Source organism: Aliiroseovarius sp. PTFE2010 (assembly GCF_049943335.1).
Classification (GTDB): Bacteria; Pseudomonadota; Alphaproteobacteria; order Rhodobacterales; family Rhodobacteraceae; genus JBNFVY01.
On sequence record NZ_JBNFVY010000003.1, the window covers coordinates 143,721 to 156,760 of the forward strand.

Below are 13,040 nucleotides of genomic sequence, written 5' to 3' on the forward strand. Positions count from 1 at the left end.
AATTGGACTTTCCACGCGAATTTCCGTAAAAAGGACTCAGGCACCACAGGAGCACGCCCATGTCGCCCCGCGACCTGAAAATACCCGATCAGCGCCACCCCGAAAAAGCGCACCGGCCAGACAATGCCCAGCCCAAAAAGCCGGACTGGATCCGCGTCAAGGCGCCGTCGGGGCAGGGCTATGCCGACACCCGCAACATCATGCGCGAACATAAGCTGAGCACCGTGTGCGAAGAGGCCGGTTGTCCGAACGTCGGTGAATGCTGGAGCCAGGGACACGCGACCATGATGATCATGGGCGACATCTGTACCCGCGGCTGCACCTTCTGCAACGTGGCCACCGGGCGGCCCGATACGCTGGATGTATTCGAACCGGGCCGCGTGGCCGACGCGGTGGCCAAACTGGGGCTGAAGCACGTTGTGATTACCTCGGTAGATCGCGATGACGTCGCGGACGGCGGGGCCGAGCATTTCGCCCAGACCATCCGCGCTGTGCGCCACCGCGCCCCCGGCACCACGATCGAAATCCTGACCCCCGATTTTCTCAAGGCCGAACCGGGATCGCTGGAATTGGTCGTCGAAGCCAAGCCGGATGTGTTCAACCACAACCTTGAAACCGTACCCGGGCTTTACCCCAGCGTGCGGCCCGGCGCGCGTTATTTCCATTCGCTGCGCCTGCTGCAACGGGTCAAGGAACTGGATCCGACAATGTTCACCAAGTCGGGCATCATGGTCGGGCTGGGCGAGGACCGGCAAGGGGTCTCGCAAGTCATGGACGACATGCGCGCCGCCGATATCGATTTCCTGACCATCGGGCAGTATCTGCAACCCACGCCCAAGCACCACCGCGTTGACCGCTTTGTGACGCCCGATGAATTCGCCAGCTACGAAAAGGCGGCCTATGGCAAGGGGTTCCTGATGGTTTCGGCCACGCCGCTGACCCGTTCGTCGTATCACGCGGGCGACGATTTCGCGCGTTTGCGCGCGGCGCGGATGACCAAACTGGCCAACGCCTGAACCCGGCTGCAGGCCCCGCGCGGATTATTCGCGCGGGGGCACCCGTTTCAGATAGGCCGCCACCGCCGCCCTGTCCTCAGGCGTCAATCGGGCATAGTTTTCGACAATCTCGGCCATATGCCCGCCGACCACGTCATAATCAGGCGTAAATCCCGACGACAGGTATTCTGCGATTTCGTCTTGCGACCACGCCAGACCGGCGGGTGTGATATTGGGAATCTTGCCTTGGCCGGCCGGGTTCGGCCCGCCGGCCAGCCACTCACCGGTCGCCGGCCCCCCAAGCAGATTGCGCGGCGTGTGGCATTCCCCGCAATGCCCCATGGCTTCGGCCAGATAACGCCCGTGGGTTTCCTGATCATTCAGATCGCCCGGGGCCACGACCCAATCGTCGCGCATGAACAACAGTTTCCAACCACCCAGCGCCAGCCGGATGTTGAAAGGAAAGCCCAAGTCATGCGCGCGGGACGGGGTGGCATCGGCGGGCAGCGTCTGCATATAGGCATGCAGTGACACGATGTCCGACGGATCAGCCTTGGTGTAGCTGGGGTAGGGGAAGGCGGGATAATAGTGCTGCCCATCCGGCGATGTGCCGTGGATCATCGCGTTCGCCAAATCCTCGGCCGTCCAGTCGCCAATGCCATGGTCTGGATCTGACGAAATGTTCGGCGCATAGAATGTCCCGAATGGCGAGGCGAGTGCCAAACCACCGGCCAATAGGTACGGATCATCGCTGTCGGGTGCCGCGTGGCATCCCGCACAGCCGCCTGCGTGAAACACCCATTTGCCGCGTTCCAGGTCGGGCGTAATCGCGCTGATGTCGCCCGGCGTAACGGTCTTGGGCGCGGTCAGCCACAGCCCCGCGCCCACAGCAATGACAAGGAAAACGATGACAAGGCGAACAATGCGCATGGGACCTCCTTTTTGCAGGTATCCCTGCGTGCGGGACACCTTTGTTCATGATAGAGCATGGATGTTCATGATAGAGCATGGATCACATTTGGCGACCTTGATTGAGCGCCGCCCAATGGCCATTTGGCGGCGCGCCGCGAATCTGGACCCCGGCGTATTGCCTGTCATCGGCGCCGTCCGCCCCTAGCGCGGCATCCGCTCCAGCGTCAATGCCTCTGGCCAGCCGACGAACCGTTCCAGCAAGACCAGCGCCACACAGACCGCCACCACGCCCAGCACCAGTTTGACCCGCCCCCAGCTTGGCGGGTTCTGGGCCAACCGTTTTGCGCGCAAAAACCAGCGGATATTCATTCCTCGGTGAACCTGACTTTCCCGATATAGGGCAGGTTCCGGTTGCGCTGCGCATAATCAATTCCATACCCCACGACAAATTCATCGGGAATTTCGAATCCTGTCCATGTCGCCTTGAACGGCACCTCGCGGCGCGATGGCTTGTCCAGCAGCGCAATGGTTTCGATTCGGGCCGGGCGGCGCGCATTCAGCAGGTTCATCACATGGGTCAGCGTGTGGCCCGTGTCGACGATATCTTCGACCACCAGCACGTCACGGCCTTCGACTTCGCCGCGCAGATCCTTGAAAATACGCACTTCGCGGCTGCTTTCGGTAGAATTGCCATAGGATGAAACTTCGAGGAAATCGACCTCGACCGGCAGGTCCAGCTCGCGCACAAGATCGGCGATGAACACGAATGATCCGCGCAGCAACCCCACAACCACCAGCTTGTCGGTGTCGGAAAACCGCGCCCGGATGTCGCGCGCCAGTTCTTCGATCCGCGCCGCGATTTGCTTGGCCGAGATCATCTTGTCTATCTGATACGCTTGATGCGGCATGTCACCCCCTTGCAATTCGTGCGTCAGTCTAGTTGTTCTGTCGGGAAAGTCACCACAGGTCAGACCGCAACATGCCTACCCAGTCCGATAGCCGAGAGCTGCCGTATACCGCCCAGCAAATGTACGACCTTGTGGCCGATGTTGCGGCCTATCCGCAGTTTCTGCCATGGAATTCAGCCGCGCGTATCCGCAGCCGCACCGACCACGGGGATCACGAAGTGATGGAGGCGGATCTGGTGATTTCCTTCAAGGTCTTTCGCGAACGGTTCGGCAGCCGCGTGATCTTGTGGCCCGCGCGCCGTCATATCGACACCGAATATCTGGACGGGCCGTTCAAATACCTCAAATCCACATGGGATTTCACCGATCTGCCGCAGGGCGGATGCCGGGTGGATTTCTTTGTGGATTTCGAATTCAAGAACGCGATTTTGCAGCGCGTGATCGGCGTCGTTTTCAACGAGGCGATGGCGCGGATCGTCAAAGCGTTCGAAAAGCGCGCCGACCAGCTTTATGGCGCTGGCGCCTGACAGGGGCCGCCCGCGACGATTGGCATGGCCAACGGGGGGCGAAAAACTGTGGGGCCGGCCAAAGTTGCCCCCGTACTGACTGTGCGCGATCCGGGCCATGCCCGCCAGGCTGCTGATGTTTGATCAGCGCGATCTGCGTGCCCGTCTATCGCACCGGCAATTTTGCGTTGCGCCCCGGGTCATGGCGCCGGTGGCCTGAAACACCCGCGCGCAAGACGGGGTGGAAAGGCCCGCGCGCGGCGGGCCGATCCGGTCATGAATTGTGGTCGTAGGCGCTTTCGCCGTGGCAGGCCAGATCGAGACCGGTATGCTCAATCTCTTGATCGACGCGCAGACCCGTGATTGCCTTGACGACAAGCGCGATGACCACGGTGGTCACGGCGGTCCACAACCCCACGATCACCAGCGATCCTGTTTGTGCGATCCAGCTGCCGTGACCGAAGGCGGCAATCATCAGCGTGCCGAAAATGCCGCCCACACCGTGCACGGCCATGACGTCCAGCGTGTCGTCGATCCGGACTTTGTTGCGGATCAGGTTCACCGCTTCCTGACACAAGATCCCCGCGACAGCGCCAATGATCAGCGCCTGGATCGGGGTGACGAACCCGCTGGCCGGGGTGATCGATGCAAGGCCCGCAATGGTCCCGGTCACGATGCCGACAACGCTGGCCTTGCCGTATTTGATCTTTTCCCACGCCGCCCAGGTCAGCGATGCGGTGGCCGCCGACAGGTGCGTGACGGTCAATGCCATGGCCGCGCCGCCGTCCGCCGCCAGTTGCGAGCCGCCGTTGAACCCGAACCAGCCGACCCAGAGCATCGACGCGCCGATCACCACATAGCCGGGGTTGTGCGGCGGTTTGTTGTCGACCTTGCGGCGCCCCAGCATGAACGCCAGGATCAGCGCTGCCAGACCGGCCGTTTCGTGCACCACGATCCCGCCAGCGAAATCGCGCGCGCCGGTTTCGCCGAAGATGCCGCCATCCGACAGCATCCCGCCGCCCCAGATCCAGTGCGTGACCGGGGCATAGCAGATCAGCATCCACAGGGTGGAAAAGGTCAGAACGAAGCTGAACTTGATGCGCTCGACATAGGCGCCGACGATCAGCGCCGGGGTGATGATGGCAAAGGTCATCTGGAAGGCGAAGAACAGGATTTCGGGGATGGTGCCCGAAAGCGTGTCCGCGTCGATGCCTGCAAGAAATGCCTTGCCCAGCCCGCCCCACAGCGCGCCGCCGTCGCCAAAGGCGATTGAATATCCCACCGCGAACCACGCGACGCTCATCGCGCAGGCAATCGCGTAACAATGCATGAACACGCTGAGCACGTTGCGCGCCCGCACCAGCCCGCCGTAAAACAGTGCCAGCCCCGGCAGTGTCATGAACAATACCAAGGCCGTGGCCACGATGATCCAGGCTGTATCCGCTGCTACCATTGGTCCCCTCCGATCCAATTTGTTGGTTGCGGGGGCTTAAGGCGGCTTCAGGCTGCTTTGAAAAGAGGCGGACACCCCATGGCCACGTCTATTTCAGTGGCGGTTTGCGAAATGCACGGCAATTGGGCCGCAAAAGGCGGCGCTGCCCAAAATCTGCGCAAGAAATAAATTACTGGGTCATCGCCATCATCAAGAGATCCAGCGCCCGGTCAACGGCGCCCTGGCGGACATTCTGCCGCCCAATAGCGCCGAATTCGACCGTTTCAGCATGCGAAAAATCCGGGCTGGCAACGGCAAAGCAGACCCGCCCTTCGGGTTTGTGGCCAGATCCGCCCGGGCCGGCGATGCCGGTGATCGCGATGGTCAGGCGCGCGCCCGTCTGTTCGTATACGCCCGCGGCCATCTGGCGCGCCACGGCCTGGCTGACCGCCCCGTGTTCGGTCAAGGTGGTCGGCCGCACCTTGAGCAGGCCGATCTTGACCTCGTTCGAATAGCTCACGACGGCGCCCGAAAACACGTCCGACGCGCCGGGGACGTCGGTCAACGCGGCCGACAACATGCCGCCAGTGCAGCTTTCGGCGGTGGCGATGGTCCAGCCCTTGGCGCGCGCTTCGTCCAGAACTTCTTCGGGCGATACAGTCATGTCAATACTCCGTGAAAGAGGAACGCCAGAGCCGCCGTGCACAGCGCGGCAAAGATACCCGCATGTACATCGTCCAGCATGACCCCGACCGCGTCATTGCGCCGGTCGGCCCGGCCCACAAGGCCCGGTTTCCATATGTCGAACAGACGGAACAGGACAAACCCGGCAACCCATCCGGGCCAAAGCCGCAGCACGTCGATCCCCATAAAGCCGGCCCCCAGAGACACCGGCCAAAGCGCGATCCACTGGCCCACCACTTCATCGATCACCACCTCGGACGGGTCGTGATTGCCGGTGGCGCGCGTGACTTCGCCCGTGGCCCAGATCCCAACGAAGAACACCGCAAGCGTTGCGATCACGACAAGGGTAAAGCCACCCGCCGTGTGCAGCGCCCATAGCAACGGCAGCGCCGCGGCCGAGCCCCAGGTGCCCGGCGCGGGGCGCATGTTGCCCACGCCAAAGACCGTCGCCAGCATCTGTGCAAGCGCGGTCATGGTGTCACCAGTGTCGCTGTGGCCAATGCGGCAATTCCTTCCTGTCGCCCGGTAAAGCCGAGCTGCTCTGATGTTGTCGCCTTGACCGACACGCGGGTCACATCGATTCCCATGATCCGCGCAAGTTCCGCCATCATGGCCCCCGCATGGGGCCCGATTTTAGGCTCTTCGCACACAATGGTTACATCACAGTTACCCAGATCAAACCCTTTTTCGCGGGCGCGCCCGATCGCGTGGCGCAAAAAGATGTCTGACGCCGCGCCTTTCCATTGCGGATCGCTGGGCGGAAAGTGCCGTCCGATATCGCCGTCAGCCAGCGCGCCATAGATCGCATCGGTCAGCGCGTGCATCGCCACGTCTGCGTCTGAATGGCCGCGCAGGCCGCGTGCATGGGGGATTTTCACGCCGCACAGGATGACATGATCGCCATCTTCGAACGCGTGCACATCATAACCGTTGCCCAGCCTTACATCCATTTTTGGTCCTTTCAGGTACATCTCGGCCCGGGCGAAATCGTCAGGCAGCGTGATTTTCAGGTTGCGTTCGTCGCCGGGCACAATCGCCACCTCAATTCCGGCAGCGCGGGCGACTTCGACATCATCGGTAGCGCCGCCCGGATGGGCCCGGTGCGCGTCAAGGATGGCACCAAAGTGAAAGCCCTGCGGGGTCTGCGCGCGCCACAACCCGTCGCGCGTCTGCACGCCTTGAACCTTGCCGTCGCCGCGCCACAATGCGTCGGTCACGGGCAGGGCAGGGGCCGCGCCCCGGGCGGTGTCCAAGGCTGCGATCACCCGGTCGATCTGAGCGCCGTCGACCAGCGGGCGCGCCACATCGTGGATCAGAACCCGGTCAGGGGGATCGCCCGCCAACGCCTCCAGACCTGCGCGAACGGATGCAGCGCGGTCAACGCCGCCGGGCACACTGGTGCACCCCGGCAAAAAACTGCCCGCCAGTGACATGTCATCGGGGTGAAGCACGACGATGAGGCGCGATATCGCCGGGTGCGCGGCGAACGCGGCCACGGTCCAGTTGGCGACGCGCTGTCCGGCCAGCATCTGCCACTGTTTGGGGCCTGCCCGCCCCGCGCGCCGCCCGCGCCCTGCGGCAACGATGATCGCTGCTGTTGTCATGGTTCCCCCGGCTGGTGTCGCGAAGTGTCTAAGTGGTTGATGCAGATGTGACAATGGGGCGAACCGGCAGCAGCGCTGCCTAAAAAATGAGCAGATGCTGTTTTTCGATCTTTTTTGGTGGCTCTAGAATTGCGCTTTGCCCAATGCTTCGCTAGCTCTTGAGTAACTGCTCAAGGATTAATCACTTGCCCGTGCGAGTCGCACATCTGCAATTCGACCCTTCGGTTTTCCTGGCCCCGATGGCTGGCATCACGGACCTTCCGTTCCGCCAACTGGTTCAGAGCTTTGGCGCCGGACTGGTGGTCAGCGAAATGGTGGCCAGCCAGGAAATGGTACAGGCCAAACCCGGCACCCGCGAACGGGCCGAATTGGCTTTGGGCGCCGGGGCCAGTGCCGTGCAACTGGCCGGCCGCGACCCGCGATGGGTGGCCGAGGCGGCGCGGATGGTCGAAGCCAATGGCGCGCAAATCATCGATTTCAATCTGGGCTGTCCGGCCAAGAAGGTGGTCAGCGGGATGTCGGGTTCGGCGCTGATGCGGGAACCGGATCTGGCGCTGGAATTGATCGACGCGGTGGTGAGCGCCGTGCAGGTGCCGGTGACGGTGAAAATGCGTCTTGGCTGGGACGGGCAGATGATGAACGCCCCCGACATCGCGCGCCGCGCACAAGACGTGGGCGTGCAAATGGTGACGGTCCACGGCCGCACCCGGTGCCAGTTCTACAAGGGCCGCGCGGATTGGGCCGCGATCGCGCCGGTGGTGCAGGCGGTCAACATCCCGGTCATCGCCAATGGCGACATTTGCACAGCCGACGACGCGCGCATGGCGCTTGAGAATTCGGGCGCGCAAGGGGTGATGGTTGGGCGCGCAATTCAGGGCAGGCCCTGGCAAATCGCCCACATCGCCGCGCGTCTGGGCGGGCAAGATCCCGGCCCGGCGCCCTCAGGGCAGGCGCTGGTGGATCTGGTGGCGCGCCACTACCAGGATACGTTGGGCTTTTATGGCACCGACCTGGGCAAGCGCGTCGTGCGCAAGCACCTTGGCTGGTACATGGACCACGCCGACACCCCGCTCGACCTGCGCCGCCGTGTGCTGACCGCCGAGCCGCCCCAGGTTCTGACCCTTTTGCCCGACGCGCTGTGCGGCGCGATGGAGGCCGCATGACAGCCATTTCCGATTCCACCATCTGGCTGTCGCTGCCGGTCCCGACGCTGATCGTCGATGCCGAGGGCGCCATTTTCGATGCCAATCCCGCCGCCGAGGATTTCCTGAATTCGTCGGCCAAGGCGTTGCGCGGGCATCCGATCCTGGACCGCATCGTGATCGACGCCCCGTTGGAAGAAAGCTTTGCGCGTGTGCGTGAACACAACGCGCCGCTGTTCATCAACAATGTCGATGTGTCGGGCGGCAACGCGCCGCCGGTCCATTGCAACGTGCAGATGGCGCCGCTGTCGGGCCATGCCGGATCGATCCTTCTGGTGATGGAGCCGCGCCAGATCGCCGACCGGCTGGGCCAGGCGCAATCGGTCAAATCTTCGGCCCGCTCGGCGATTGGCATGGCCGAGATGTTGGCCCACGAAATCAAGAATCCGCTGGCCGGGATCACCGGGGCAGCGCAGCTTTTGTCGATGAACCTGACGGCCGATGATCTGGAACTGACCGATCTGATCGTGGCCGAAAGCCGCCGCATCGTGGCGCTACTGGACCAGGTCGAACAATTCGGCAATTTGCGCCCGCCCGAACGCAAGGCGGTCAATATCCACGACCTGCTGGATCGGGCGCGCAAGTCGGCCATGCTGTCTTATGCCGCCAACATGCGCATCGTAGAAGAATTCGACCCGTCTCTGCCCCCCACCTATGTGGATGGCGATCAGCTTTTGCAGGTGTTCCTGAACCTTCTCAAGAACGCCTCGGAGGCAGCAGGCAAGGACGGCGGCACGATCAAGATCCGCACCTTTTACGATCTGTCCCTGCGTTTGCGCCGCAAGGATGGCACCGGCGGGGCGCTGCCGCTCCAGGTCGAAATCATCGACGACGGGCCGGGCCTGCCGCCCGAAATCGCCGCCGATATTTTCGAGCCCTTTGTTTCGGGCCGCGAGAATGGCACCGGGCTGGGCCTGGCGCTGGTGTCCAAGATTATTTCCGACCACGAAGGCTGGATCGGCGTCGAGTCCGTCCCCGGCAAGACCGTTTTTCGCATTTCCTTGCCCGTCGCTCCAAGGGACGCCGGATGAGACCTTGCAAATCCACTGAACCGAGGGAGTTCTGAGCCATGGATGGCACCGTACTTGTTGCGGATGATGACCGCACGATCCGCACCGTTCTGACCCAGGCGCTGACGCGCGCCGGGTGCAAGGTGCATGCGACGTCTTCTTTGGTCACGCTGATGCGATGGGTCGACGAGGGCAAGGGCGATCTGGTGATTTCAGACGTGATCATGCCCGATGGCAACGGTCTGGACCAGTTGCCCCAGATCGCCGAACGCCGCCCCGGTCTGCCGGTCATCGTCATTTCCGCCCAGAACACGATCATGACCGCCATTCAGGCCGCCGAGGCCGACGCCTTTGACTACCTGCCCAAACCCTTTGACCTGCCCGACCTGATGAAACGGGCCAGCCGCGCGCTTGAGGTCAAGCGCCGCGCCAACCCGCCCAAATCCAGGGCCAATGGCAGCGGGCTGACCAGCGAAGACGCCAGCGAACTGCCGCTGGTGGGCCGCACCCCGGCGATGCAGAACCTGTATCGTCTTGTCGCGCGGGTCATGAACAGCGATCTGCCGGTTCTGATCACGGGCGAAAGCGGGACCGGAAAATCGCTGATCGCGCGGGCCATTCATGACCTGTCAGACCGGCGCACCTTGCCTTTTGTTGTGGCCGGGGCGGCCGATCTGGCCACAATGGACGGCCCCGCCGCGATCCTCAGCCGCGCCAAGAACGGCTCGATCCTGTTTGACGAGGTCGGCGATCTGTCCGAAGAGGCGCAGGGACGTATCGTGCGCATGCTCGACAGTTTCACAGACAATGCACCGCGCATTCTGGCCGCCAGCCAATCGGACCTGTCGGCCAAGATGGAAGCAGGCGATTTTCGCCAGGATCTGTTCTATCGGCTGGGCGGCGTGACGGTGAACGTCCCCAGTCTGCGCGAACGGGTCGATGACATCACGTTGCTGGCCGAACACTTTCTTGCCCGCTCGGAACGCGACGGGCTCAGCCCCCGGCGGTTTGCGCCCGATGCGATCGACCTGATCCGCACCTACAGCTGGCCCGGCAATGTGCGGCAGCTGGAAAACACCGTGCGCCGGCTGATGGTCACCGCGTCGGACGAAATGATCACCCGCACCGAAGTGGAAATGGTGCTGGGCAACCAGCCCGCGATGGAGCCGATCGCCCAGGGCGCAAGCGGCGACAAGCTGAGCGCGTCCGTGGCCAAACACCTGCGCCGGTACTTCGATTTGCACGGGGGCGTGCTGCCGCCGCCGGGTCTCTATCAGCGTGTGCTGCGCGAAGTCGAACTACCGTTGATTGAAATCGCACTGGATTCGGTGGGCGGGAACCAGGCCAAATGTGCCGATCTGCTTGGCATCAACCGCAATACCTTGAGAAAAAAGATCACCGACCTCGATATTCAGGTGACACGCCGCCGTAAATTGATGTAAAACCGCAACATAAGACTGTGGCAAATCGGGCGCAGCCCTGAAAAAGAACCACGGCACTGAGCGGTAGTCATGAGGTGATGCGTGCGGACATCTGTCCGATCCGTAACCTGGGAAAGGTTGATCCGGTTGCGTCGATTGCGGCGCTATCAGAATGCGATGTCCATCGGGCTCGTAATTCTGGGACCCATCTTGGTGTTTGCGACCTTCCTTGTCGTGGGGCCGGGCGGGCAGGGGGCGACATCGCCGCTGCTGCGCGCGGTGCTGCTTCTCGATCTGGTCTATGTGCTGGCGGTCGCGGCCCTTGTGGCATACCGGGTGGTGCAGATGATCGCGGCCCGGCGCGCCCATTCGGCCGGTGCGCGCCTGCACCTGCGCCTGACAGGCGTCTTTGCCCTGTTGGCGCTGATCCCCACGGTCACCGTCGCCGTATTCGCCACCATCACGATCAACATCGGGCTTGAGGGCTGGTTTTCCGAGCGGGTGCGCGATGTGGTCGGCACGTCGCTGACCGCGGCGCAAGCCTATGAACAGGAACATCTTGAGGACCTGACCGAAGATATCCGCGCGCTGTCGGCGCTGATCACCGAGGCGCGGCGCCAATCCCTTTTTCTGGACGATGGCGGGCTGCAACGGGTGCTCAGCCAGGGCCAGCCGCTGGTCCAGCGTGGCCTGCGCGAGGCTTATGTCATTGACGCCACCGGGGACATCAAGGTGCGCGGTGACCGGTCATACCTGTTTGACTACGAGCGTCCTTCGGATGCGGCGCTGGCGGATGCGGCCACCGGCGATGTCGTGATCATCGAAGACTGGGACATCAACGAATTTCGCGCCCTCATGAAAATGCCGGGCTTTGCCGATCGCTATCTGTATGTCACGCGCGACGTCGATGGCGAAATCCTGTCGCTGCTGGATAGCACGCAGGAAACGGTGCAGCTGTATAACCAGCTGGAAAGCGAACGCGGGCAGGTGCTGTTCGAATTCGCGCTGATCTATCTGGGGTTTGCGCTGATTCTGATCCTGGCGGCGACCTTTCTTGGCCTGCTGTTTGCCGACCGCCTGTCGCGCCCGGTGGGGCGGCTGACCTCGGCGGCGCAGCGGGTGGGCGACGGCGATCTGGATGTGCAGGTGATCGAAGACGACGGCGGCGATGAAATCGCCATGCTGGGCAAGATCTTCAACCAGATGACCCGGCAACTGAAAACGCAGCGCGACACGTTGATCGAACATTCCGAGCAGATCGACAAACGGCGGCGCCTGTTCGATTCCGTGCTGGGATCGGTCACCGCCGGCGTTCTGGGGCTTGATCCTGACGGCCGCCTGACCGTGGTCAACCGCTCGGCCGAAGCGCTTTTGGGTATTGATGGCGATGGGGCGGGCGATCAGCTGCTGTCGGATGTCGTTCCCGAATTTACCGATCTTTTCAATCGCTTGCGCGAAGGCGGCAAAGTCGCCCAAGAGGAAATTCGCCTGGTGCGGGGCGGCAAGCTGGAAAGCCTGCTGGTGCGCATGTCGCCCCGGCGCGACAAGGATGGCACGCTGGAAGGTTACGTGGTGGCCTTCGACGACGTGACCGATTTGGTCAGTGCCCAGCGGATGGCGGCCTGGGGCGACGTGGCGCGCCGGATCGCCCACGAGATCAAGAACCCCCTGACCCCGATCCAGCTGTCTGCCGAGCGTATCAAGCGCAAGTTTTCCCGCAAACTGGACACCGAGGATGCCGACCAGCTGGAACAATACACCGATGTCATCGTGCGCCAGACCAACGATCTGCGCCGCATCGTGGATGAATTTTCGCGCTTTGCCCGGATGCCCGAACCCGAGCGGCGCACCGAAGACATGGTCGCACTGGTGCGCGGCGCGGTCCTGCTGCAACAAAACGCCCAGGTCGGCATCGATATCACAGCCGATCTTCCCACCGGCCGCGTCCTGGCCGACGTGGACACGACCATGATCGGGCAGGCCTTGACGAACCTGATCAAGAACGCCGGGGAAGCCATTGAAAGCCTGCAGGAATTGGGCGTACCCGATGGCTACAGACCACGGGTTCATGTGGCCATGATGCTGGACGACGGCGATGTGGCCGTCACGATTTCGGACAACGGGATCGGGCTGCCCCAGGATCGATCGCGCCTGTTCGAACCCTATGTGACCACGCGCGAAAAGGGCACCGGGCTGGGTCTGCCCATCGTCAAGAAGATCATCGAAGAACACGGCGGCACGTTGATTTTGACCGATGCCGACCCGCTGGACGGGTCGGGGCAGGTCGGCGCGCGCGCCGAAATGCGGCTGCGTCTCAGCAGCGAGGTCGCCGACACTGAAAAACAGGAGCTGGCAGTATGAGAGCG

Annotated in this window: 13 protein-coding genes; 6 read left to right on the forward strand and 7 right to left on the reverse strand. The window is 62.8% G+C overall.

Translation table 11 applies throughout. The features are described from left to right. Positions 1–59 precede the first annotated feature (59 nt). The gene (lipA, locus tag ACP2AV_RS06730; protein ID WP_426371930.1) at positions 60–1,016 is read left to right on the forward strand and encodes a lipoyl synthase; all 957 of its coding nucleotides are present in this window, start codon (positions 60–62) and stop codon (positions 1,014–1,016) included. Positions 1,017–1,040: 24 nt separating this feature from the next. On the opposite strand, the gene ACP2AV_RS06735 is transcribed toward lipA, so the two are convergent. From ACP2AV_RS06735 to hpt, 3 genes are all read right to left on the reverse strand, one after another. Next, positions 1,041–1,925 carry a c-type cytochrome gene (locus ACP2AV_RS06735; RefSeq protein WP_426371931.1) on the reverse strand — a complete coding sequence of 295 codons (885 nt, stop codon included), beginning with the start codon at positions 1,923–1,925 and terminating at the stop codon, positions 1,041–1,043. A 183-nt stretch (positions 1,926–2,108) separates the two neighbouring features. Then, positions 2,109–2,276 carry a hypothetical protein gene (locus ACP2AV_RS06740; protein ID WP_426371932.1) on the reverse strand — a complete coding sequence of 56 codons (168 nt, stop codon included), beginning with the start codon at positions 2,274–2,276 and terminating at the stop codon, positions 2,109–2,111. Beyond that, positions 2,273–2,815, reverse strand: a complete 543-nt coding sequence (gene hpt, locus ACP2AV_RS06745; RefSeq protein ID WP_426371933.1) for a hypoxanthine phosphoribosyltransferase — start codon at positions 2,813–2,815, stop codon at positions 2,273–2,275. Before hpt ends, ACP2AV_RS06740 begins: the two co-directional genes overlap by 4 nt. Before the next feature lie 71 nt (positions 2,816–2,886). Here hpt and ACP2AV_RS06750 point away from each other — a divergent pair, with 71 nt between their 5' ends. Continuing rightward, positions 2,887–3,342, forward strand: coding sequence for a type II toxin-antitoxin system RatA family toxin (locus tag ACP2AV_RS06750; protein ID WP_426371934.1), 456 nt, complete (start codon positions 2,887–2,889; stop codon positions 3,340–3,342). A 253-nt stretch (positions 3,343–3,595) separates the two neighbouring features. On the opposite strand, the gene ACP2AV_RS06755 is transcribed toward ACP2AV_RS06750, so the two are convergent. From ACP2AV_RS06755 to ACP2AV_RS06770, 4 genes are all read right to left on the reverse strand, one after another. Beyond that, positions 3,596–4,774, reverse strand: a complete 1,179-nt coding sequence (locus ACP2AV_RS06755) for an ammonium transporter (protein ID WP_426371935.1) — start codon at positions 4,772–4,774, stop codon at positions 3,596–3,598. A gap of 169 nt (positions 4,775–4,943) precedes the next feature. Further along, positions 4,944–5,417: a CinA family protein gene (locus ACP2AV_RS06760; RefSeq protein ID WP_426371936.1), complete on the reverse strand. Its 474-nt coding sequence runs from the start codon at positions 5,415–5,417 to the stop codon at positions 4,944–4,946. Further along, positions 5,414–5,911 carry a phosphatidylglycerophosphatase A family protein gene (locus tag ACP2AV_RS06765; protein ID WP_426371937.1) on the reverse strand — a complete coding sequence of 166 codons (498 nt, stop codon included), beginning with the start codon at positions 5,909–5,911 and terminating at the stop codon, positions 5,414–5,416. The genes ACP2AV_RS06760 and ACP2AV_RS06765 overlap by 4 nt, the downstream gene beginning before the upstream one ends. Then, a complete protein-coding gene (locus ACP2AV_RS06770) occupies positions 5,908–7,041 on the reverse strand; it encodes a bifunctional 2-C-methyl-D-erythritol 4-phosphate cytidylyltransferase/2-C-methyl-D-erythritol 2,4-cyclodiphosphate synthase (RefSeq protein WP_426371938.1) in 1,134 nt (377 codons plus the stop codon). The genes ACP2AV_RS06765 and ACP2AV_RS06770 overlap by 4 nt, the downstream gene beginning before the upstream one ends. Before the next feature lie 185 nt (positions 7,042–7,226). Between ACP2AV_RS06770 and dusB the strand changes: the two genes are divergently transcribed. The 4 genes from dusB to ACP2AV_RS06790 all read left to right on the forward strand — a co-directional run bounded on the left by dusB (position 7,227) and on the right by ACP2AV_RS06790 (position 13,035). Continuing rightward, the gene (dusB, locus tag ACP2AV_RS06775) at positions 7,227–8,204 is read left to right on the forward strand and encodes a tRNA dihydrouridine synthase DusB (RefSeq protein ID WP_426371939.1); all 978 of its coding nucleotides are present in this window, start codon (positions 7,227–7,229) and stop codon (positions 8,202–8,204) included. Beyond that, complete coding sequence (locus tag ACP2AV_RS06780; RefSeq protein WP_426371940.1) at positions 8,201–9,274, forward strand: two-component system sensor histidine kinase NtrB; 1,074 nt, start codon at positions 8,201–8,203, stop codon at positions 9,272–9,274. The genes dusB and ACP2AV_RS06780 overlap by 4 nt, the downstream gene beginning before the upstream one ends. Before the next feature lie 38 nt (positions 9,275–9,312). Then, positions 9,313–10,695, forward strand: a complete 1,383-nt coding sequence (locus ACP2AV_RS06785; protein ID WP_426371941.1) for a response regulator — start codon at positions 9,313–9,315, stop codon at positions 10,693–10,695. Positions 10,696–10,776: 81 nt separating this feature from the next. Continuing rightward, the gene (locus ACP2AV_RS06790) at positions 10,777–13,035 is read left to right on the forward strand and encodes an ATP-binding protein (RefSeq protein ID WP_426371942.1); all 2,259 of its coding nucleotides are present in this window, start codon (positions 10,777–10,779) and stop codon (positions 13,033–13,035) included. The last annotated feature ends 5 nt before the right edge of the window (positions 13,036–13,040 follow it).